Origin of the sequence: Idiomarina rhizosphaerae (assembly GCF_024159085.1) — a bacterium.
In the GTDB taxonomy this organism is placed as follows: Bacteria; Pseudomonadota; Gammaproteobacteria; order Enterobacterales; family Alteromonadaceae; genus Idiomarina; species Idiomarina rhizosphaerae.
Genome location: NZ_JAMZDE010000007.1, coordinates 96757 through 119283, shown reverse-complemented (window position 1 = coordinate 119283; position 22527 = coordinate 96757). Strand labels below are relative to the sequence as shown.

The 22527-nt window shown below is 48.0% G+C and carries 21 protein-coding genes and 1 riboswitch; of the genes, 10 read left to right on the top strand and 11 right to left on the bottom strand.

The window, feature by feature from the left end; genetic code table 11:
* Positions 1–22: 22 nt before the first annotated feature.
* The 10 genes from NJR55_RS08190 to NJR55_RS08145 all read left to right on the top strand — a co-directional run bounded on the left by NJR55_RS08190 (position 23) and on the right by NJR55_RS08145 (position 12327).
* Positions 23–1993: a hypothetical protein gene (locus NJR55_RS08190; protein WP_253619477.1), complete on the top strand. Its 1971-nt coding sequence runs from the start codon at positions 23–25 to the stop codon at positions 1991–1993.
* A 59-nt stretch (positions 1994–2052) separates the two neighbouring features.
* Positions 2053–2379 (top strand): hypothetical protein, encoded by a 327-nt coding sequence (locus NJR55_RS08185; RefSeq protein ID WP_253619476.1) that lies wholly within the window; start codon positions 2053–2055, stop codon positions 2377–2379.
* 49 nt (positions 2380–2428) lie between these two features.
* Positions 2429–3676 carry a TolC family protein gene (locus tag NJR55_RS08180; protein ID WP_253619474.1) on the top strand — a complete coding sequence of 416 codons (1248 nt, stop codon included), beginning with the start codon at positions 2429–2431 and terminating at the stop codon, positions 3674–3676.
* Entirely contained in the window at positions 3673–4578 is a 906-nt protein-coding gene (locus NJR55_RS08175; RefSeq protein ID WP_253619472.1) for an efflux RND transporter periplasmic adaptor subunit, read from the top strand. The genes NJR55_RS08180 and NJR55_RS08175 overlap by 4 nt, the downstream gene beginning before the upstream one ends.
* A 10-nt stretch (positions 4579–4588) precedes the next feature.
* Positions 4589–7720: an efflux RND transporter permease subunit gene (locus tag NJR55_RS08170; protein ID WP_253619470.1), complete on the top strand. Its 3132-nt coding sequence runs from the start codon at positions 4589–4591 to the stop codon at positions 7718–7720.
* 127 nt (positions 7721–7847) lie between these two features.
* Positions 7848–8084 carry a hypothetical protein gene (locus NJR55_RS08165; protein ID WP_253619468.1) on the top strand — a complete coding sequence of 79 codons (237 nt, stop codon included), beginning with the start codon at positions 7848–7850 and terminating at the stop codon, positions 8082–8084.
* Positions 8085–8121: 37 nt separating this feature from the next.
* Complete coding sequence (locus NJR55_RS08160) at positions 8122–8586, top strand: RDD family protein (protein WP_253619466.1); 465 nt, start codon at positions 8122–8124, stop codon at positions 8584–8586.
* A 140-nt stretch (positions 8587–8726) separates the two neighbouring features.
* Positions 8727–10364 carry a CTP synthase gene (locus NJR55_RS08155; protein ID WP_253619465.1) on the top strand — a complete coding sequence of 546 codons (1638 nt, stop codon included), beginning with the start codon at positions 8727–8729 and terminating at the stop codon, positions 10362–10364.
* 39 nt (positions 10365–10403) lie between these two features.
* The gene (eno, locus tag NJR55_RS08150) at positions 10404–11696 is read left to right on the top strand and encodes a phosphopyruvate hydratase (RefSeq protein ID WP_253619464.1); all 1293 of its coding nucleotides are present in this window, start codon (positions 10404–10406) and stop codon (positions 11694–11696) included.
* Positions 11650–12327 (top strand): hypothetical protein, encoded by a 678-nt coding sequence (locus NJR55_RS08145; protein WP_253619463.1) that lies wholly within the window; start codon positions 11650–11652, stop codon positions 12325–12327. Before eno ends, NJR55_RS08145 begins: the two co-directional genes overlap by 47 nt.
* Here the strand turns inward: NJR55_RS08145 and thiH are convergent.
* The 11 genes from thiH to NJR55_RS08090 all read right to left on the bottom strand — a co-directional run bounded on the left by thiH (position 12278) and on the right by NJR55_RS08090 (position 22486).
* Positions 12278–13420, bottom strand: coding sequence for a 2-iminoacetate synthase ThiH (thiH, locus tag NJR55_RS08140; RefSeq protein WP_253619462.1), 1143 nt, complete (start codon positions 13418–13420; stop codon positions 12278–12280). The genes NJR55_RS08145 and thiH overlap by 50 nt on opposite strands.
* A complete protein-coding gene (locus NJR55_RS08135) occupies positions 13417–14187 on the bottom strand; it encodes a thiazole synthase (RefSeq protein WP_253619461.1) in 771 nt (256 codons plus the stop codon). Before NJR55_RS08135 ends, thiH begins: the two co-directional genes overlap by 4 nt.
* 2 nt (positions 14188–14189) lie before the next feature.
* Entirely contained in the window at positions 14190–14390 is a 201-nt protein-coding gene (gene thiS / locus NJR55_RS08130; protein ID WP_253619460.1) for a sulfur carrier protein ThiS, read from the bottom strand.
* Positions 14374–15132, bottom strand: coding sequence for a HesA/MoeB/ThiF family protein (locus tag NJR55_RS08125; protein ID WP_253619459.1), 759 nt, complete (start codon positions 15130–15132; stop codon positions 14374–14376). The genes thiS and NJR55_RS08125 overlap by 17 nt, the downstream gene beginning before the upstream one ends.
* Positions 15122–16624 carry a thiamine phosphate synthase gene (gene thiE / locus NJR55_RS08120; protein ID WP_253619458.1) on the bottom strand — a complete coding sequence of 501 codons (1503 nt, stop codon included), beginning with the start codon at positions 16622–16624 and terminating at the stop codon, positions 15122–15124. Before thiE ends, NJR55_RS08125 begins: the two co-directional genes overlap by 11 nt.
* Complete coding sequence (gene thiC / locus NJR55_RS08115) at positions 16624–18330, bottom strand: phosphomethylpyrimidine synthase ThiC (protein ID WP_253619456.1); 1707 nt, start codon at positions 18328–18330, stop codon at positions 16624–16626. Before thiC ends, thiE begins: the two co-directional genes overlap by 1 nt.
* Before the next feature lie 83 nt (positions 18331–18413).
* Positions 18414–18532: riboswitch (TPP riboswitch) on the bottom strand.
* A 40-nt stretch (positions 18533–18572) separates the two neighbouring features.
* The gene (locus NJR55_RS08110) at positions 18573–19217 is read right to left on the bottom strand and encodes an SCO family protein (protein ID WP_253619454.1); all 645 of its coding nucleotides are present in this window, start codon (positions 19215–19217) and stop codon (positions 18573–18575) included.
* Complete coding sequence (locus NJR55_RS08105; RefSeq protein ID WP_253619452.1) at positions 19210–19962, bottom strand: formylglycine-generating enzyme family protein; 753 nt, start codon at positions 19960–19962, stop codon at positions 19210–19212. The genes NJR55_RS08110 and NJR55_RS08105 overlap by 8 nt, the downstream gene beginning before the upstream one ends.
* A 10-nt stretch (positions 19963–19972) precedes the next feature.
* Positions 19973–21130 (bottom strand): multicopper oxidase domain-containing protein, encoded by a 1158-nt coding sequence (locus tag NJR55_RS08100; protein ID WP_253619449.1) that lies wholly within the window; start codon positions 21128–21130, stop codon positions 19973–19975.
* Positions 21131–21163: 33 nt separating this feature from the next.
* Positions 21164–21556 carry a c-type cytochrome gene (locus NJR55_RS08095; protein ID WP_253619448.1) on the bottom strand — a complete coding sequence of 131 codons (393 nt, stop codon included), beginning with the start codon at positions 21554–21556 and terminating at the stop codon, positions 21164–21166.
* A 135-nt stretch (positions 21557–21691) separates the two neighbouring features.
* Positions 21692–22486 carry a hypothetical protein gene (locus NJR55_RS08090; protein ID WP_253619447.1) on the bottom strand — a complete coding sequence of 265 codons (795 nt, stop codon included), beginning with the start codon at positions 22484–22486 and terminating at the stop codon, positions 21692–21694.
* Positions 22487–22527: the final 41 nt, after the last annotated feature.

Here is a 22527-nt window from a genome sequence, read left to right as displayed (position 1 = left end):
AACTTAAATAGGTAGGGAAACAGTGAATATATACAAAGTTTTGGGTGTTGCCGTCGTTAGCGCAATGCTGAGCGCGGGTTGTGCAGAAAGCAAGGAAGCTAAGCAGGAGGGTCGAACTGTGTATGAGCAAATTCAGCAACGCGATGAACTTCACGACGCCCGTTTCGAAATATTAAAAGGGCTGGAGGACGAAGAGCTCGGACGTGCATTGTACGGTCAGGAAATGTCTAACTTCCAATGGATGATGGACGTTTTTGTCTTTTATGCCGGAATAGAAAAAGTTGAATACGCTCAGCCAGAGCTCTTCCACTTTAATCAATACAGTGACTCAAACTCGATGACTGAAGCGTACTTGCAGAGCCTGGTAGCGGTAAACAGTTGGAAACACCTCTCTTGCATGCAATATTCAAACGAACAGGGTTTTACTCTGAAGCCAGGCTTTGAGTTTCCGTTTCGTTACGGCCTGACATACACCAAGTTGGTTTTGGACAACGGTGATACCCTGGACTTCCCTGAATATGCAAGCTTTCCTGATATGGCAAATAATAGGCAGGCATTGGGCGATATTGTCGATACGCGTGAAGAATTTTGTTTCACCGATGCACGCGATGAGAAGTCTCCCAGACCAGTTGCTGTAAAAGGAGAGTTTTATGCAGAATTGCCAGAGCAGATGATTACATTTGAACTCGACGCTGAAGATGTTGGCGAAACTCTGGAGCGGGACGGCTTTTTAATTAACGTGCTGGAGTTTGGAGAAGACTATTACGTAGTTGAAATTAGTACTGAAGACGGCACCGACCCTTCTAAATTGTTCGGAAATGAAGATGTTCTTGCTGAGGCCGTTACAGCCAATGGTGATTACCTTGCCTGGCGGTCAACGCGACGTCGGCCTATGTCTGAGGTTTATCAGGAAAACGACTTGCTGGAAGAGGTAATAGCAAAGGCTAAACAGGGAAATATCGATTTAGAAGCTGTGAAAAAGGATTTTGAGGCCTGGCAAAAAGACAGTAAAGAGGCGCGCGCCGGTAAAATTTACTTAGGCAGGGCCTTTAACGGACAAGTAGACAAAGGATTGTTAACGCTATTAGTGTACGGTGAAGAAAGTAAAAAATTGGAACGTGAGTTAGATCTTCCTGTGCTTGATATGCCATATTCCCGGACTTACGAGATTAGCCTGGGTGATATACCAGAGATTGAGCTAACAGCTCCGGTTTACAATGATCGTCTGCCTGTTACAGCATCACGTACCGAGTTAAATGCACAAGAAATTTCAGATTTAATGACATTACTACATTTCCGGGGATATGAGTTCGACGACCCGAAAAGACAGGATGTTGAAACCCCGGGAGTTATAAGGTGGTTTTACCCCAATGTACAAAGCGATGTGTTTATTGAAAGTGGCTACCGGGTCGCGGCATCTGCAATGGCCGGTCATAAGTTCTTTGATGAAAATAATGAGCCAGTGCAGGATGCCGCTGAAGTTGAGTTAAAGAAAAGTGGGAACCTCGAAAACACGGACTTAGAGAGCATTGAATTTGCTTATGACTTTAAAGCGCACAGTATTGATTATTATCCAAAAAGGTTCACAACTAAACCTGCTCGCTTTAAAGCTGCGCTTCCGGTGCTTATTGCACCTAATCTGACGAAAGAAAGTTATGCTAAAGACGAACTGCCGCCAGGTGTCAGCCTGAAAGGAAATCGGTTAATTATTGATTATGCAGAGTTTGAGCCGCGCGAAACGATAAAAAGAAAAGCGTATGAACAAGAGCGTCGTCGGAATGAGGTTTTTGTTAAGGACAGCAGGGGATACCTAAAGGAAATAACGAGGCAGTCTTTTGTGTATGCTCATGGTCGGAACAAGCCACCGGTAGATGTTTACTATTTTTATGGCGAGCCCGAAACCTTTGAAGTTTGGTATATGGGGGAGGCTAAATTTATCGACTATGACGTAGATATTGACTTGAATTCTACTGGCACGCAGAACGCAAAGTAGCTTATAGCTTCTTTGTTCTGCGCTAGCGTTTGCGGCTTAAGTTCGATAAAGTAGCGGGCATGAAAATCCCATGGTTACTCATTACAGTCATCCTGATACACAGCTTTTTTACCTGTGCGTCTGTGGTTGGCCATATGGAAGACGCAAGCCACAGCAGTGTGGATGTTGTTTTTGATGTCAACCATGGTTTGGAACATAGCCCGAATTCTTCATCTTTAGATCTTGAGCAGGGGCACGACCACCAGTTTCATGCGCACGTGAGTTGCATTACTGGTTATGGCATTAGTGTCTCTGCTTGTCCCATTATTACCGAAGCTCAACCTACCGCCGTAATTTTTGATAAGGGTTTAGCCCATCAACCGCCGGTTCCCCCACCAAACGCTTAATCTCCATTTCTACCGTCATTTTTAAATAGCGAACAATTGGAGAAAAAACATGAAGCGTTTGAGCTTCGTGGTGGTCTTTCTGGGTGCCATATTGGTATTTCCGGTTAGTGCTGCCGCGTCAGATTTAACTTTAAGTGATGCACTAAATCGCACACTGAAGAGCAACCCCGATTTACAAAAGTACGACTATCAAAAGCAGGCCGCCGAGGCACTGACTCTGCAGGCTGGGTTTTCACCTAACCCGAGAGTTGGACTGGAAGTTGAAAACTTTGCCGGCTCTGGTGAAAGCTCCGGTCTGGATAATGCGCAGATGACGCTGTCCTTCTCTCAGGTCATTGAGTTAGGAGAGAAACGCCAGCAGCGAATGAATGCGGCAACAGCCGAAGAGAAAGTGCAACAGGCGGAGTTTGAATATCAGCGTATTGAGGTGCTGGCACAAACAACACAGCGCTTTTACCGGGTACTTAAGTTGCAGGAGTTTATTCGTCTTAGCAAGCAGCAGCTACATCGTACGGAGAGTCTGCTACGAACAGCACAGGAGCGGGCAAATGCCGGCGCTGTAGCAAACTCTGAGGTAACCCGTATTCAACTTCAGCGCGAGAGCCAACGGGCTGATATAGAGGAACTGAAAGGCCAGTTGGCTAAAGCGCAGGCAAAGCTCAGCGCAATGTGGGCTGAGCAGCCGAACTTTAACCAAGTTTCGGGCACTTTTTATTTCCCTTTAAATTTACCGGAACAGGCCGACGTTCTAAATGCAGTAAATAAGGCGCCTGAATATTTACGCCTGTTAGATTCCGAGCGCTTATTGCAGGCTCAGGCAAAAGCGTTGGAAGCAGACTCCACCTCAGACTTAAGTCTGGGATTTGGCGTGCGTTACAACAATCAGTCGGATGATACAGGATTTGTGGTTGAGGCGTCGATGCCGTTGCAGCTGCAAGATCCTAATATTGGGCGTATTCAGCAGCGTCGGGTGTTGCATCAATCGAACCTGCAGCAGCAAAAGCTGGTGCGAACTCAGTTGCGCTCGCTGGCACTGGCGCTAATAAACAGCCTGCAAACCCACCAAAACTACCGACAAAAAGTGAAAGACACTCTATTGCCACTGGCACAGCAACTGGTCGAACAAACTAACCAGGGATATGCGCGCGGTACGCATTCGCTATTGCAGGTGCTGGATGCGCAGAATGAGCTAGCTCAGCTCGAGTATCAACGAGTTTCGCGGGAGCACGCCATATACAGCGATGTCATTCAGCTGGAACGTATGACCGGACAAGCATTTTTAGGAGAACAGCAGTGAAACTATCAACTTACTTTCTAGCAGCTGCTTTTTGGGCTGTCTGTAGTTACACCCAACAAACCTGGGCGTCGGAAGATGACCACCATGAAAAGTCCCATACTGAACTGAGCGATAAAGCCATAGAGAACGCCGACCTGACTATGGGACAAGTTAGCTCCCAACGCATGGCTGTGACTCAAACCGTATTCGGCGTAATTGCGCCGGAAAATAACAATATTGCGCATATTAGCGCCCGCTATAAAGGCATTGTGAGTTCGCTTAATGCCAACATTGGCGACTCAGTTGAAAAGGGCGATGTGCTTGCTGTAGTAGAAAACGTCAGTACAGGTACCAAGTTTAATGTGGTCAGTCCCATTAGTGGCCAGGTTTCCGAACGTTTTACCAATGTTGGTGAATTGGTTGATCAGCAACCTTTATTTCAGGTAATTAATACCGCTTCAGTTTGGGTAGAGTTGTCGGCGTTTCCCGAAAACGTGGAAGCAATGCAGGAAGGTCAAAGCGCCGAGGTATACGACTTGCACCACCATAAAACGGTAAGCGGTACAGTATCTTACATTGCACCGCAAATGACCGGTGGCCACATAGCCCGGGCACGCGTGGTGTTGCCCAATAAGTCAGGACATTGGCGCCCGGGAATGCATGTTAAAGCGGATGTCACAACCGACACCTTTACTGCCGATATCGCGGTTGAGTCCGGTGCCATTCAGACCCTGAACGGAGAAGCCGTAGTTTTTATCCGCAACGGCAACCGGTTTGAAGCCAGTGAGATTAGAACCGGCCGCAAATCGGGTGACTACGTCGAGGTTCTTTCGGGGCTTGAGCCAGGCGCAGAGTATGTCATTGGCAACAGTTATTTGATCAAAGCTGACATTCTCAAACAAGGTGCAGGGCACAGCCACTAAGGGGACTATCATGATTGATGCACTCATTCGCTTTGCGGTTGAACGCCGCTGGTTAGTGGTGGCCGCTACCTTTTTGATTGCGGCTGTTGGTGTATATAGCACCATGAAGCTGCCAATTGATGCGGTGCCGGACATTACCAATGTGCAGGTACAGGTAAATACCGAAGCGCCGGGTTACTCACCGCTGGAAACAGAACAACGTATCACTTACCCGGTAGAAACGGCTATGGCGGGCATTCCAAAGCTGGATTATACCCGCTCAATTTCTCGTTATGGTTTGTCTCAGGTGACGGTGGTATTTGAAGAAGGCACCGACATTTACTGGGCTCGACAGCAAATTAGCGAGCGACTGCAGCAGGTTAGGGGGGAGCTGCCGCAAGGCGTTGAACCGGCTATGGGTCCCATTGCGTCAGGTTTGGGAGAAATTTTTAACTACGTTGTCAGAGCAAAACCCGGGGCTACCGACGCAGAGGGTAAGGCTTACACTGCAGAAAGCTTGCGCACCATACAGGACTGGATCATTAAACCTCAGTTGGTAAAAGTGCCTGGGGTTACCGAAATAAACAGTGTCGGCGGCTATGAAAAGCAATACCAGGTTGCGCCTCAACCGGGCCGTATGCTGGCTTATAAAGTGACCATGCAAGACTTGCTTCGGGCCTTGGATTTGAACAACCGAAACGCTGGTGCCGGTTATATAGAAAAGAACGGGGAACAGTGGCTGGTGCGCTCGCCGGGTCAGCTAAAGTCTCTGGAAGACATTGGCAATGTGGTGGTATCAAAGCGGGACGATGCGCCGGTTCGGGTTCGCCATGTCGCTGAAGTCAAACTGGGTAAACAACTGCGTACCGGTGCGGCTACATCTAATCAGGAAGAAGTGGTTCTGGGCACCGCCATGATGCTGATTGGTGAGAACAGTCGCATAGTGGCACAAGCGGTGTCTGAAAAGCTGGAACAAGTGCAACAAAGCCTGCCGGAAGGCGTGGTTGCTGAGCCTATTTATAATCGCACTACCCTGGTGGATAAAACCATTGCCACGGTTGAGAAGAACCTTTTCGAAGGCGCGGTTTTGGTTATTGTGGTTCTGTTTATTTTGCTGGGCAATATACGCGCTGCCTTGATCACGGCATGCGTTATTCCGTTAAGCATGCTTTTCGCGATTACGGGAATGGTCACGAATAAGGTGTCCGGCAACCTAATGAGCCTGGGAGCGATAGACTTTGGCATTATTGTCGATGGGGCCGTTATTGTGGTGGAAAATGCTCTGCGACGACTGGGTAATGCGCAACAGCGGTTAGGAAGGGTCTTAAGTACTCAGGAACGGCTGATTGAGGTAACAAAAAGTACGCGTGAGGTATTCAACCCGGCGGTATTCGGTGTCCTCATTATTATGCTGGTGTACCTGCCCATCTTCGCGCTAAGCGGCGTGGAAGGGAAAATGTTCCATCCTATGGCTTTTACCGTAGTTGCAGCGCTGCTGGGTGCCTTGATTTTCTCGGTCACTTTTGTTCCTGCCGCTGTCGCTATATTTGTCCGTGGCAATATTAAGCACGGCGAGAACAAAGTCATGCGCGGAGCTCGTAAAGCCTATCAACCGGTATTAAGAAGTGCGCTAAAACTTCCTGTGTTAGTTATTGCTATCGGTTTCGGCTTGTTCGCTGTTTCTTTGTTTCAGGCCAGTCGTATGGGTACGGAGTTTTTGCCACAACTGGACGAAGGCGACATTGCCATGCATGCGCTGCGGATTCCGGGCACAGGCTTACAGCAGTCGGTCGATATGCAAAAAGACGTAGAAGCCGTGGTTGCTGACTTTGCCGAAGTGAAACGGGTATTCTCTAAAATTGGTACCCCGGATGTGGCTACGGATCCGATGCCGCCGAGCGTGGCTGATACCTTCATTATGCTGAAGGAACGCAAAGACTGGCCCAATCCGGATAAAACTAAAGAGCAACTGGTCAGTGAAATTCGTATGGCGGTACAAGAGTTACCCGGTAACAAGTACGAATTTACCCAGCCGATAGAAATGCGGTTTAACGAGCTGATTGCGGGAGTGCGGGCTGATCTTGGCGTACGTATATACGGTGATGACCTTGAGCAGCTCAAACAATTGGGTGACTCAGCAGCGGCTATTATCAGAGAGGTTCCGGGGGCTTCCGGCGTGCGCGTTGAGCAAATGACCGGCTTGCCTATCTTGTCTGTTGAACCTAAGCGAGACCATTTGGCGTTGCTGGGGCTTACGGTTGCTGATGTACAAAGTACACTGCAGAGCGCTGTAGGCGGCATTCAGACTGGAGTTATTTATGAAGGTGACAAACGTTTCAAATTATTGGTTCGGCTGAACAATGACTGGCGGCAGAACATTGAAAAATTGAAACAACTGCCGGTAGATGTGCCTGCGGCAAATAATCCCGAGCTACAGTACGTGCCGTTAGGTGAAGTGGCTAAACTGACTTTAGCTAATGGGCCTAATCAAATTAACCGGGAAAGTGGTAAACGGAATGTCATTGTCAGTGCTAACGTTACTGACCGCGACTTGGGCTCATTTGTTAATGCGGTTCAGGAGAGTTTAAACACAAACCTGGATATTCCGACTGGTTACTGGATTGATTACGGTGGCACTTTTGAGCAGTTGCAGTCAGCTTCACAGCGCTTAAGCCTGGTGGTTCCGTTGACGCTGTTGCTGATTCTAGGTCTGCTGTATAGCGCCTTCGGTTCTTTAAGCAGCGCATTGATTATCTTTACCGGAGTGCCGCTTGCATTAACCGGCGGAATTTTCGCTTTGTCATTGCGAGGCATGCCTCTGTCTATTTCTGCGGCGGTCGGTTTTATTGCTTTGTCCGGCGTCGCGGTGTTAAACGGGGTTGTTATGCTGTCTTTTATCCGACAGTTGCTCCGGGATGGTTTACAGCTGAAAGACGCTGTATTTGAGGGAGCGCAACAACGTCTTCGGCCGGTATTAATGACCGCACTTGTCGCGAGCTTGGGCTTTGTTCCTATGGCATTTAATACGGGGACAGGAGCAGAGGTTCAACGGCCTCTGGCCACCGTTGTTATTGGCGGTATTATTTCGTCAACGCTTCTGACGCTGGTTGTTCTACCCGCGTTGTTTTATTTGGTAAATCGATTTAAACAGGCGAAAACGTAATTTTATTAATGCCTCCGAATAAGCGCGTTCATTTTGAGCGCGCTTTTTTATTGATTTACTCTTAACAAGTTAGTTTGCTTTTATTAACATGATTAAAACAATAAGTTCCGATTATTAAGGAGGTACCATGAACTCAGGCGCGAAGGCATTAGCTGCTAGCAAAACTAAATTCGACCGCAAAACCTTTACCATTTTATTTTCCGTTCTAAGTTTACTTTTCGGTGTGGGACTAGGGTTGGCCATAAGTATGGTTGAGTTTACCGGCAATTCTGAAATGTACTCTCAACTTGCTTTTAGTCTGATACCCGCAGCTGTTATTTGGACATATGTCCTGTTTCATTATTTAAAGCGGTTTGATGATTAGGCTTCCATAATTAAAAACGGGTTGGAAAGGGACGATAATGGAAGATAAAAAAGAATACGCTAAGTACGCTGGGTTCCGAATTCGCTTTGCAGCGATGTTAATTGACGTTGTTATCTTGGTGATTTTGTTTTCAATACCCGTTGGATTTATCTACGGTCAGGAATACTGGCAAGGTGAAAAGCTGATATACGGCTTCTGGGACGTACTGATTAACTACGTTATACCGGCCATACTGACTATCTTTTTCTGGATTAAGTTTTTAGGCACACCCGGTAAAATGATATTGAACTTACGGGTGGTGGATGAGCATACCGGAGGAAGCCTGAGTATAGGGAAAGCCATCGGCCGTTATTTTGCTTACATTCCCTCGGCACTACCTATATTTTTAGGCTTTTTCTGGATAGCGTTCAGTGACAAAAAACAGGCATGGCACGATATATTGGCCGGTACCGTAGTGGTTCGCAGCGAATCGAAAGGGCCTTTTGAGTTTAAATCTGAATAAAAGAGAAACTGTTTGATGCCGATTACTAGCTTTTAGAAGTAGGTGACGACAGCTTTTATTTGTTGTTAGAGCCGTCTTTCGGTATACTACTTTCCCGTCTGAATGCAATCCCAAATTTGACCTGACCAACTAGGTATCACATGGCGACAAACTATATTTTCGTAACCGGCGGAGTTGTATCCTCGCTGGGTAAAGGCATTGCTGCAGCCTCCCTGGCGGCAATTCTTGAAGCACGGGGCCTTAACGTTACTATCATGAAGCTGGACCCCTACATTAACGTAGATCCGGGTACCATGAGTCCAATTCAGCACGGTGAAGTTTTTGTCACCGTAGACGGAGCTGAAACCGATCTTGACCTTGGTCACTACGAGCGTTTTATCCGCACCCGTATGACCAGCAGCAACAACTTTACCACCGGCCGTGTCTATGAAGACATTATACGCCGTGAGCGTAAAGGTGAGTTTTTAGGAGCGACCATTCAGGTCATTCCTCACATTACCAACGAAATTAAGCGTCGTGTTATTGAAGGCAGTAAAGGCTTCGATATTGCTATTATTGAAATTGGCGGCACCGTAGGTGACATTGAGTCACAACCTTTCCTTGAAGCCATTCGTCAATTGGGCACGGAAATTGGTCGTGATCACACCTTATTTATGCACCTAACCCTGGTGCCATTCTTAGGCGCTGCGGGTGAGGTGAAAACCAAGCCAACACAGCACTCAGTGAAAGAGCTGCGTTCTATTGGTATTCAACCCGATATATTGATATGCCGTTCAGATCGTTCGTTACCGGCAACAGAACGCTCGAAAATTGCGTTGTTTACCAACGTAGAAGAACGTGCGGTTATTGGCCTGCGCGACGTTGATAGTATTTACAAAATACCTTCTATGCTAAAGGCTCAGAGCCTGGATGACATAGTGACCAAACGTTTCCGTCTTGATTGTCCTGAAGCCGACTTGCATGAGTGGGAAGAGGTTCTGTATCAGGAGTCGAACCCGAACGGTGAAGTCACAGTTGGTTTTGTCGGTAAATACGTTGAACTTCCGGACGCTTACAAGTCAGTTAACGAAGCCCTGGCGCATGCCGGCCTTAAGAATCGTTTAACGGTGAACATTCGTTACATAGACTCGCAAGATTTAGAAACCAAAGGCACCTCTAAGCTCGAAGACGTGGACGCTATTCTGGTTCCCGGTGGCTTCGGTGGTCGCGGTATTGAAGGAAAATTAATTGCGGCAAAATACGCTCGTGAAAACAATGTTCCGTATTTGGGCATTTGTTTAGGTATGCAAGTCGCAATGATTGAATTTGCTCGTAATGTGGCAGGTTTAGCTGGCGCTAACAGTACTGAATTTGATGAGAGCTGCAGCGATCCTGTGGTGGGACTTATTACTGAGTGGATGGACGCCAGTGGCCAGAAAGAATTGCGCGATAAGCATTCTGATCTGGGCGGCACCATGCGCCTTGGCGCACAGGAGTGTCACTTAGAAAAAGGCTCTAAAGCACTGAAAATGTACGGTAAAGAGACCATTGAAGAACGCCACCGTCATCGTTACGAAGTGAACAACCATTATGTAGAGGCACTGGAGAAAGCTGGTTTAAAAATTACCGGTTACTCGCATGACAAACAATTGGTCGAGATTCTGGAAAACCCGAAACATCGCTGGTTTGTGGCAGTACAGTTCCACCCGGAATTCACTTCAACGCCGCGTGACGGACACCCGTTATTTAAAGGCTTCATAGAAGCTGCAGGCGAATTTCATAAAGAGCGTTTGGGTTAATAACCCGGCTAATGATTAAGCATTAAACAGGATTTAAGCATGAGTAAGATTGTTAAAGTTATTGGTCGTGAAATTATGGACTCCCGTGGTAACCCGACGGTTGAAGCCGACGTTTACCTGGAGTCTGGCCACATGGGTCGTGCGGCAGCACCAAGTGGCGCATCAACCGGTTCACGTGAAGCTCTAGAGTTACGTGATGGTGATAAATCGCGTTACTTAGGTAAAGGTGTTGAAACGGCGGTTGCCAATATTAATGGTGCTATTGCTGAAAGCTTAAATGGTATTGATGCGATTAACCAGGAAGCTGTCGACAACATTATGTTGAATCTGGACGGTACCGACAATAAAGAAAAGTTAGGTGCTAACGCTATTTTAGCTGTGTCTCTGGCGGTAGCTAAAGCGGCGGCTTTGAGTAAAGGCATCGAGCTTTACGAACACATTGCTAACCTGAACAACACCAGCGGTAAATACAGCATGCCATTGCCAATGATGAACATCTTAAATGGCGGTGAACATGCGGATAACAACGTGGATATTCAGGAATTCATGATCCAGCCGGTTGGCGCTGAAAGCTTCAAAGAAGGCCTGCGTATGGGCGCTGAAGTCTTCCATGCTCTGAAAAAGGTTCTGCAGAAGCGTGGTCTAAGTACAGCCGTTGGCGACGAGGGCGGTTTTGCACCGAACCTGGCGTCTAACGAAGAAGCTTTGCAAGTTATTGTGGAAGCGGTTGAAAACGCGGGCTACAAAATGGGCAGCGACATTACTCTGGCTTTGGACTGCGCGGCATCTGAATTCTACCGTGACGGTAAATATGAATTGTCTGGCGAAGGTAAGTCTTTTACTGCAGAAGAATTTGCCGACTACCTGGCAGAGCTTTGCGACCGTTACCCAATTATTTCTATTGAAGACGGCCTGGACGAAAGCGACTGGGACGGCTGGAAAGTCTTAACCGAAAAACTGGGCAGCAAAGTTCAGTTGGTCGGTGATGACCTGTTTGTAACTAATACGCGTATTCTGAAAGAAGGTATCGACAAGTCGATTGCCAATTCAATTTTGATTAAGTTTAATCAGATTGGTAGCCTGACAGAAACTTTAGCAGCTATTGCAATGGCGCGTGAAGCGGGTTATTCGGCGGTTATTTCTCACCGTTCTGGTGAAACCGAAGACGCTACCATTGCCGATTTGGCAGTAGGCACCGCCGCGGGTCAAATTAAAACCGGCTCGCTGTGTCGTTCTGACCGGGTTGCTAAGTACAACCAATTATTGCGTATAGAGGGCGATTTGAATGGCCAAGCGCCATACCGCGGACGACAGGAAGTCAACGCTGGCTAATCAACAGGCGGACATTTTTCAGCCGCTGGCACAGCAGGGCGATTTTGCCGAGCTGTGCTCAGCGCTGTATGAACGCGAATTACCGCAACTGGCGCAGGTTAATGATATGCCTGTTGCGGCTTTGCAACGTCGTTTAGCCAGTCTTCCGCATTACATTCGTCACGCTGCGCATGGTTGTCTCAATGCAGTGCAGTATTCGCCGTTAAAGCTGGATGTTCAGAACGCCAGTTGGCAAGCTCCTCAGCCAACAAAAGTTCCTTCAGCCGGTATATCTGCCGAAGGGCAGAGCCAATGGTTTGCTAAACATGCAGCTTTGGGGTTGGTGGTTCCTGTTCGTTATCAAACCCCTGAATTTACAACTATTATGCTCGACAGCATCGATCGCGTTGATCAGGAGAAAAAGCGCCTGCATCTCAACTACCGTGGCTGGTTTGATTTTTCCGGACAGGGTGAGCACAGTCAGGATACCTTACTGAAGCCTAATAAGCGCATTATGACCGCAGCCAGCTGCGGGCATCAGTGGAATCATAAAGGGCGCATTAACCCACGCACCTTAACGCTGCGTGAGTTGTTACTGGTGGCTACTCTGGACTGGAAAAAGTTTCAGGTGGCATTGCGGATAGCTCGTTAAGCCAGTCCTGCCATACCGGTTGTAATCCTCTCGCCTTTATTGCTTGTGCCACTTCACTGACTGGTCTGTCATCGTCTATCGAAAACTGTTCCAGCTCTTGTTGCTCGTTGGCGTAACCGCCTGGCTGAGTTTTTGATTCAGCACTGACTGAAGTTACACCTAAACGGAATAACCCATCACGAAGCGCTTGCTGTTCGCGTGTCGAAAGGCTGAGCTCTACATCCGGGAACCGCAACCGGTAGGCGCAAATTAACTGAACCAGTTGTTTATCGGAAATGGTGAGTGCGTTATCGACACCTCCGGCACAAGGACGTAGCCTTGGAAATGACAGCGAGTAACGGCTGCGCCAGTAACGTCGTCGCAGATAATCCATATGCATGGCGGTAAAGGTGCTGTCGATACGCCAGTCCTCCAGCCCAATCAGCGATCCCAGGCCAATTTTATCGATACCGCATTTCCCTAGACGGTCGGGTGTTTCAAGCCGCCAGCGGAAATCACGTTTTCTTCCTTTTAAGTGGTGTTTAGCATACGTAGCGGGCTGATAAGTTTCCTGATAGACCATAACCGCGTCCAGACCCAACGTGCGTAATTCTGCGTATTCATGGGTAGCCAATGGTTGCACTTCAAACATCACATAGCTGAAATAGCGTTTGATAATAGGTAGCGCCTGACGAAAATAATCAATACCTACCTTGGTTTCATGCTCGCCGGTAACCACCAGCAAGGTATCAAAACCTTTGGCTTTTATGGCCTGACATTCCTGCTCGATTTCAGCTGGCGACAGGGTCTTTCGCTTTAAGCGGTTACTCATGGAAAAGCCGCAGTAGCTGCAATCGTTAGCACACAGGTTTGATAAATACAGCGGAATAAACAGGTGCAGGGTATTACCAAAACGCTGCCGGGTTAGTTGCTGCGAACGCTCTGCCATAAGGGCCAGATAAGGCTCTGCTGCCGGCGACAATAAAGCCATAAAATCACCGGTATTCAGATGCTTCTTGTTTAAAGCGGTTTCAACGTCAGCGGCGTTTTTACTGTAAAGCTGCAGGCGGGTATCATCCCAGTTGGTTTGCTCCCAGACAGTGTAAAAGCTCATAATGACTCCAGAAATTCCGTTAACGGGCTGGACGCTGTGGCTTTTAATGAAGCATTTTGACTTAAGCCTGCTTCAAAGGCCTGGCGTCCAACAATAACGGCATCGCGAAAGGCTTTTGACATAGCGACAGGATCATTCGCAGTAGCTATCGCGGTATTTACCAATACGGCGTCAGCGCCCATTTCCATGGCTTCAACGGCGTGGCTTGGTGCTCCAATGCCTGCATCGACAATGACCGGTACCGATGCCTGTTCGATAATAATTCGCAGAAAATCCCGTGTTAACAACCCCTGATTTGAACCTATGGGCGCACCTAACGGCATAACTGCCGCGCAGCCAACTTCCTCTAAGCGTTTACACAATACCGGATCAGCACCGCAGTAGGGTAGTACCGTAAAGCCCTCTTTTACCAAAGCCTCCGCGGCTTTTAGGGTTTCTATCGGGTCCGGTAGCAAATAGTTGGGGTCGGGGTGTATTTCCAGTTTAAGCCAGTGGGTGTCTAAAGCTTCACGGGCAAGGCGCGCAGCAAAAATAGAGTCTTGTGCGGTTTTTGCACCGGAGGTATTGGGTAGTAGCTGTAAACCCAAATTTTTTATGGGCGTGACAATGTCGTCAGTAGGTCGTTCAAGCTCAACGCGCTTTAACGCCAGCGTTACTAACTCGCTACCGGAAGCTGCAAGGGATTTCTGCATAATATCCGCGCTACTGTATTTGCCAGAACCTATGAGTAAGCGGGAATGAAAATTACGATCGGCTATTCTCAGCATGGTTAACCTCCGGCAACGGCCTGAACAAGGGTGATAGTATCGTTGTCTTTAAGCTCAGTCTGTTGCCATTGTTCGCGGTGTATAATCTGTCCGTTCATGGCGACGGCAACGGCCGAGGTATCGATATTCTGAGCGGACAATAGCTGCGATAAATTGGTTTTTTCTGTGATTTCAAAATGTTTGTCATTAACTTGAACGCGCATTTTTACCTCCGCATACAGGGCACGAAGCGGTCCGGGGTAAAGAGAGTTGTTGCCAGTTTTGCGATAAGCCATTGAAGGTTTGCAGGTAACCCCAGTTAAGCTCATGCCCGGTAAAATAATTAATTGCCTGTAGTGCCTGACTGGCCCCCATAATGCCGACAACAGGACCTGCAATGCCGGCATTACTGCAGTTCAGAGGTTCATTAACATTGTCGGGATAGAGACACTGATAACAGCCGTGCGAATGCTCCGGGTTTAACGCGATAATTTGCCCGTTAAAGCCGCGTGCCGCAGCAGAAACTAGCGGCGTATTCAGTCGGTAGCAGCTGTGGTTGATCAGGTATCGGGTCTCGCGATTGTCGGTGCAGTCGAGGACTAAATCGGCCTGTTTAATGAGTGCATCCAGGTTGTCTTCACAGGCTTGCTCTTCAAGAGCGGTTATACGGATGTCCGGGTTTAACTGCGACAAAGAATGACCAGCTTGCCGCGCCTTGGACAAGCCAATATCATCGCTGGAATAGAGTGTTTGCCGCTGTAAGTTGCTGAGGCTTATGGTGTCGTGATCGACCAGTGTGATTTGCCCAACGCCCGATGACGCCAGATACTGACTCGCTGGGCAACCAAGACCGCCCAAACCAATAATTAAAACATGGCTTTTGAGCAAACGCTGTTGTCCAACTTCGCCTATTTCTTTCATCAGAAGGTTACTGCTGTAGCGCAGAAGTTGCTCGTTATTTAGCATGAGCGACCCCGACTTCAACTTTAGCGTCCATTGCAGTCAGTAATTGATGAACAGCTTGTTCGACATCGTTCGCAGCAGTAATCGCGCTAACAACCGCTATGCCGTTAACGCCGGTAGCTGTTACGGTAGCTACGCGCTCTAAAGAAATACCGCCAATAGCGACTGTCGGTATAGTCGTTGGCGCCAGTAACGACACATAGCGGCGTAGTCGCTCCAAACCTTGCGGTTTAGAGGGCATCGCCTTGGTCTGAGTTGGAAAGATATGACCTAACGCGATGTAAGAGGGCTTATAGGCGTTGGCGATCAATAACTCGGTGTAGCTGTGAGTGGAAATGCCCAGCCGCAGACCCGCCTGCTGAATAGCGTTAAGGTTGGCTTCCGTTAAGTCTTCCTGGCCTAAATGAACGCCATAAGCGTTGTGCTTAATGGCTAATTGCCAGTAGTCATTAATAAACAGCTGTGCTGAATATTGCTCTGCCAGCTGAATGCTTTTTTTAATAGCGGTTTCTAGCTGCGGGTCATCTACATCTTTAATACGCAGCTGAAGCGTTTTAATACCGAGTTTTAAAAGCTTTTCTATCCACTCATAAGAATCTACTACGGGATAGAGTCCTGGGTTTTGGTTTAACCTCGGGAATTCCCCATAGATATAGGGCAACTCTGGCGTTTCAATTTTTGGAAAATATTTAATTTGCTGTGGCCAGTGTGTATGAGCCACCGGACCGGGTCCGCGGCCTATACCTTTGGCTTGAAGTAAGCCTTGATGCACATAAGCATTAGCTACCGTAATGGCATCCTCAAGTGGATAATCATGCGCTAATACCGCCGCAATAGCAGAAGACAAAGTACAACCTGTTCCGTGGCTGTGTTTTGTTTTCAACTTCTGCTGAATGTACTGAATATGCTCATTAGTGCTAAGGTAATAGTCAGATATTTCATCGGCGCGACCAAAATCGGAGCCTGTTACCAGAATTCGGGGCAGCCCGGCATGAAAGAGTTGTTCTGCGGCGCGACACATTGAACTCTCATCGTTAACACTCAAGCCACTCAACCAACTGAGCTCATTCAAATTTGGGGTGATAATATCAACCAGTGGGAGTAACTTCGCGCAGTGTTCTGGTTTGAGTTCAGACAACTGATCCTGCTGAGTGCTGACAACCACTGGATCCCAAACCATGAAAGGTCGGGGAAGGGTATCAGGCCACTGCTTTAAAAAGTTAGCCACCGCTTGTAGATGCTGTCTGTTGCTGAGCAACCCAACTTTTATCGCAACAGGGGGCATGTCCTGTTGCAGGCATTCCAGCTGCTGACGAATGGCGTCAGCAGCTAACGGGAATAACCCGGTGGTTTCAACAGAGTTCTGAGCGGTCACTGTGCTTATGACACTGCAGCCATGTACCTTCAGACTGCGGAACGTGTGCAAGTCCGCCTGAATGCCTGCGCCACCGCCGCTGTCAGAACCAGCGACGGTCCATACGACAGGTACTGACATTAGTTTGCTCCTTCGGTCGCCGCGTCTTTCACTTTGACCTCAATGCGAGTGTCAGGGTTGTACTGACGCACCTCGTGAGAAATTTTCATGGAGCAGAATTTAGGACCGCACATGGAGCAAAATTGCGCCGTTTTGTTCGAGTCCTGTGGCAGTGTTTCATCGTGATAGCTGCGGGCAGTGACAGGATCCAACGCCAGGTTAAACTGATCCTCCCAGCGAAACTCGAAGCGGGCTTTTGACATAGCATCATCACGCGCCTGTGCACCTGGGTGTCCTTTGGCTAAATCAGCAGCATGCGCAGCGATTTTATAGGCGATCATCCCCTGTTTTACGTCTTCCTTGTTAGGCAGGCCTAAGTGCTCCTTCGGGGTAACATAACAGAGCATAGCGCAGCCAAAGGCGCCGATCATCGCAGCACCAATACCTGAGGTAATGTGGTCGTAACCTGGTGCTATATCGGTGGTTAGCGGTCCTAAGGTATAAAACGGCGCACCGTGGCAGTGCTTTAATTGCTCATCCATATTTTCCTGAATTTTATGCATGGGTACATGACCGGGGCCTTCTATCATCACCTGCACATCGTACTCCCAGGCAATTTGAGTCAACTCGCCTAGTACCCGAAGTTCTGCGAACTGAGCTTCATCGTTGGCGTCGGCAATGGATCCGGGGCGCAGGCCGTCACCTAAAGACAGCGACACATCATATTTCGCACAAACTTTGCAGATATCGCGGAAATGCTGGTAAAGAAAGCTCTCTTGCTTGTGCGCCATGCACCATTTGGCCATAATTGAACCGCCACGCGAAACAATGCCGGTCACTCGTTTTGCGGTCAGTTTAATGAAGTTGTGCAGTACGCCGGCGTGAATCGTGAAATAGTCGACACCTTGTTCAGCCTGCTCCAGCAGCACGTCTTTAAATACTGGCCAGCTCAGATCTTCGGCAACACCATTGACGCGCTCTAATGCCTGGTAGATAGGCACCGTACCAATAGGCACCGGACTGTTGCGTAAGATCCACTCACGGGTTTGGTGAATATTACGGCCGGTAGATAAGTCCATAACGGTATCAGCGCCCCAGCGCGTGGCCCATACCAGCTTTTCAACTTCTTCTTCAATGGACGAACTGACCGAGGAGTTACCAATGTTGGCGTTCACTTTAACTAAGAAGTTGCGGCCAATAATCATCGGTTCAGATTCGGGATGGTGGGTATTAACGGGGATAATTGCGCGTCCACTGGCGACTTCATCGCGCACAAATTCCGGCGTTATGGGGTTTTCAAGGTGTTCTCTACCCATATTCTCCCGCAGTGCAATAAACTCCATCTCAGGTGTAACTACGCCGCGCCGGGCGTAGGCCAGTTGAGTAACTCGGTGATTATATTGCTGGTTCTCGCTGTGGCGATCCTGAATCCAGTTTTCACGAACCTTTTTCAAACCCGCTTTCACGTCAATTCTGGAGTCCGGGTCACCGTAAACGCTGGAGGTATCATACACATCCACCGGCTCGTTCGGTGGTAACTTTACGCCCGGCGTGGGCTGGTGCAAAGTTTCGCTTAAATGAATGCGGCGAAAGGGAACCTGGATGTCATTGTTGCTGCCAGACAAAAATTCGCGGCTGGAATTAGGGTAATAATGCCCGGATAGCGATGATAAAAAAGATTCAGCCTGTTGGCGATTTAAACGGTTATTCGATGGTGCAGTTGACATAGCATTCTCTCATTTTGTTGATGTTAGAGATGCTTGTCAGGAGTGTTGAAAGGAACACCAGCGCAGAAACGACGGTTGTGTCATGCTGGTGCTCTCTTGTTCCCTTCGCAGGTATTAGCCTGATCAGGTTCAACGGATCCCGCAATTGCGGTCTCAGCCGGTAACTTAATTAAAAAAGCTACCAGCACTCCGACAAGATTCCTTTTTAGTGGAACAAAATCTTAGAACGAATGCAACCAGTCTTACTGTTTCGCTAGCTTATTAACAATTTCAGCAGGCTCTTCCATAGGCTGGCTCAGACCCTCAATTCGCTCAACAATGAGTCCTTGTTTATCGAGAATAGTGATCAAATTGCTGTGATCAAAATCACCGTCGGGACGCTGGCGATACCTCACGCCAAGTACTGTAGCTAAGGTTCTGATATCCTGCTCCGAACCGTTCAGAAACAGCCAGTTGTCGTTGTTAAGCTTGTATTGCTTAACATAGTCAGCGAGTGCCTCGGGTGTATCGCGATCGGTGTCGAAACTCACCATTACGAGCTTAACTTGTTGTTTAGTATCTTCGTGCAGCTTGCTGTATAAGCGTTTTACATCATGGACCAAGACTGGGCAGGCGGTGGTGCAACTGCCATAAATCATGGAAAGAATAACTGGCTGCCCTTCAAGTTCTGAAAGCTTGAGTTCGCTATTCTTATGTGTGTTCCAGGTCGCATTCAATTGGTATACCGACTCGGAGTGAGAGACCTCTGCTGCGTTCATTGCCGTATGATTACTGTGATCGTTAGCTGTCTGATTCTTGTGCATATCGTGATGCGAATGATCCTGCGCAAAAGACTGGGCAGCAAAGATCAAAGAGGCCAGGGCGGTCAATTTTAGCAATTTATTCATGGTCGTTCTCCAGGTCGTACGCGCAACGAAAACCCATAGTGCTGGTAGCACTTTGCGGGGCGTAATCACTGCGCGACTGATAACGGAAAAATGTGGCGTAATTGGCGTTACTAAAACTGGACATAAAGCGTGCTCCGTCGCCACAAGAACCGGAGAGCAAATCGACGTCATCGCCGTTGGTTAGTAATAATTGGTAGTCGTCTACCCATTCGTTGACCCGGTCGTGCATGTGCATCAACTGGTCAGCATTTGGGTCTACCGTCTGTTGTTTCGCACTGTGTGGCTGGCTGTACCAGGCAAACAGGTTGCGGGCATAGTCATCATCGCTGATGTTCTGCTGTTGCCGATATTTGACCGACGCATACTCCCACTCGTTAAGACCAGGCAAACGGCCACCTTGTGCGGAGCAGTATTCGCGTGCGGCAAACCAGGAAACATAAGTGACTGGCTCATTTTCTTTGCCTTTAGCAAATCCGGTATTATCGTCCCAATGCTTCAGGTAATTTCCATCATGGAATAGGGCAGCGATGTTGTCTCGCTGCCACTGAGGTTGTTCAATGACAAATTCCAGAAACTCTTGGTTAGTGACAGGGGTTGCGTCCAGCATGAAACTGTCCATTTCTATACTTAGGCGCTCTTTGTCCAGTAAGACCGGAGGTTCGAAAGTACCACCATTGATCAGAACCGGATCGGCGAGCACTAACGGTGATAATAAAACACCTGCAACTCCAAGCCACTTAACCATAAGTTTCCCCTTATTTCTCTTTACGCGGACCGGCAATTAATGCGCCAGCTGCGCCACGCTCTGCATCAGCAAATTCGTGATCGACCAGCTTATAGATGCCTTCTTCCGGAACAATAAATTCAATTGTTGCGCTGTTACTGGCACCCAGCAGCACGGTTTGCATGCCATACCATTCGTTGCGCGGGTCACCTTCGTACCAGACGCGGTCAAAAATGGCACCAATTACGTGGAAGCTGGAAGTGCCTGACGGACCTGCGTTTAACACATGTAAGCGCACTCGGTCACCTTCGTCTGCGCGTAAAGGATTATCGCTAAGTGCTGCAACATGTCCGTTAAAAGTCACATGACTTGGCTGGCGGTCTAAAGCTGCACCGTGGTTATAGATGTAGTTACCTTCAGATGCTTCTTCCAGATAGTGCTCTGATTGCACCAGAACGAATTCTTTATCAACGTCTTTGTCAGTTGGGTAGCCATCTTTAGGGGAAACCACAACGGCGCCGTACTGTCCCATAGCTGTATGCATGAGTACGCTGGAAGTACCGCAGTGATACATATAAGTACCCGCGTAATTGGCTATCCATTCAAACTCAATAGTTTCACCCGGAGAAATAGTACGCCATTTGTCTTCAGCAGCGACGGTACCACTATGGAAGTCCATAGAGTGGGGCATTGGGTTAACTACAGGCTGGTTGTTCTGATAACCGTTGGCCTGCAGTTGCTGAATGAACGGAGCCCCATTTTTAACTGGCTTAGTAATAGTCACTTCTTCGTCAGAGCGGTTTTTCATTTTGAAGATAACACGGTCGCCTTCACGCACGTGCAATACAGGACCGGGTACTGAGCCACCGAATGTCCAGGCCGAATAGGTTACTCCCGGTGCAACTTCTATTTTCTGAGAGAACACATCCATGCGTACATCGTGAGTTTTGTTACCTTCATAGTCGAGCTTGGCTATGTTTGGAACTTGAGTAAGATAGTCGCCAACAACCGCCGGACCATTGTAGTCTTCACGGTAAATTTTAGCTTCTGGTAAGCCAAAAATTTTACCATCAATGACATACTCGCTGTCGTGCTTAAGGCTAAGCTCTTCAGCATTAACCGGAGCTGACGCAGACGCCATAGCGGCCAGAAGAGAGGCACTGATAATTGATAAGCTTAGAGTTTTCATAATAAATTTTCCTTTAACTGATAACAAATAGGTTTAACGCAAACTGGCAACGGCTTCGGCTGTGATAGTCTCACTGCCGCCTGCAAGATCGGTATTGATGTAGTTAACTAAGGTTGCGATATCGGCGTCTTTCAGATAACCCATGGGCGGCATAGCTCCGTTGTAATTTGTTCCGTTAACGGTTAGCGCGCCGGACTTACCATTGATAATTGTCTTAGCTATGTAGTCGGGGTTATCTTTGATATTTGTATTTCCTGCCAGCGGAGGAAATACGCCCTGCATGCCTTTGCCATTTGGTTGATGACATGCCTGACAATATTTTTTGTAAACGTTTTCGCCTTCGCCTGCGTTGGCTGACTGGCTCATAAACAAGCCAGCTAATGACACGGCAATAAGTGATACTTTGCAAAGAGATTGAATGCTCATAACGACACCTTCGTAATTGACTTAAGATGCCTTTAGAATACTGCTTTAATGAGCTTTTACGAGTGAAATGAAGGGGTAACTCAGGCCTACTCCTTTATGTGTAAAAGAAGTAAGCCTAATGCAGGTTGGTGGGTATTAAATACTGCGTGCTTCCAGTTCAATACGAGAGGCAGCACCGTAAATTTTACTCGGATCACCCTCGAATTTGCCTTCTGGAGTTGTGGTAGGCCAGAGGTTTTCTAGATTACCGATGACCTTGCGGGTTTCGCTAATGGCTTCTTCAGCTTTGCTTGCTTCTTTATCATTAATGCGGTTTAAACGTTCGAGCGCAATTTCTTTAAAGCCCATGGCGTCCTGATATTCGTGCACGTTAGCGACTTCGCCATTCTGAATGCCAATAGCGTATTCGTCGGCGGCTACCATTAGCATCGATGAAACACTCAGTATGACGTCTTTAGCTGACATCTCAGCAATAGGTTCATTAGCGCTGATAGAGTCCAGCAGAGCCTTGTAGTTGCTCATAACCGTGTCTTCATCTTTATCATTAATGACACTTTCCGCCAGGGTATTTAACGGTTCGGCAAATCCGGGTAAGCCGCGTGCTTCAAATGCCTCAGTGAGGCCACTGTAGAGCTCGTCACCCGGGTGTTTCATATGAGTTTTGGCCATTTCAATGTGACCTTGCTCGTAAAGTTTCATTCCCACCCATAAATGGCCGCGAATAAAACCCAACTGCGCCAGAAAAGCGGTGTCATTGGTGTTTAAATCAATTTCAGGGGCTGCCATTTCGCCTTCTGCCATAGGGGCCGCCATGAACATAGAAGGCGCTGCGCCTGGTTGTGTCAGTGGCGCAGCTGTTACCTGTGATGCTGCTACGGTGGTGGCCAGAACGCTACCAACACCAAGCCAAACTTTTTTCTTTTCAAACATATAAAGACCTTAGTATGCTTTTTTGAGAGAGTTAACTCATG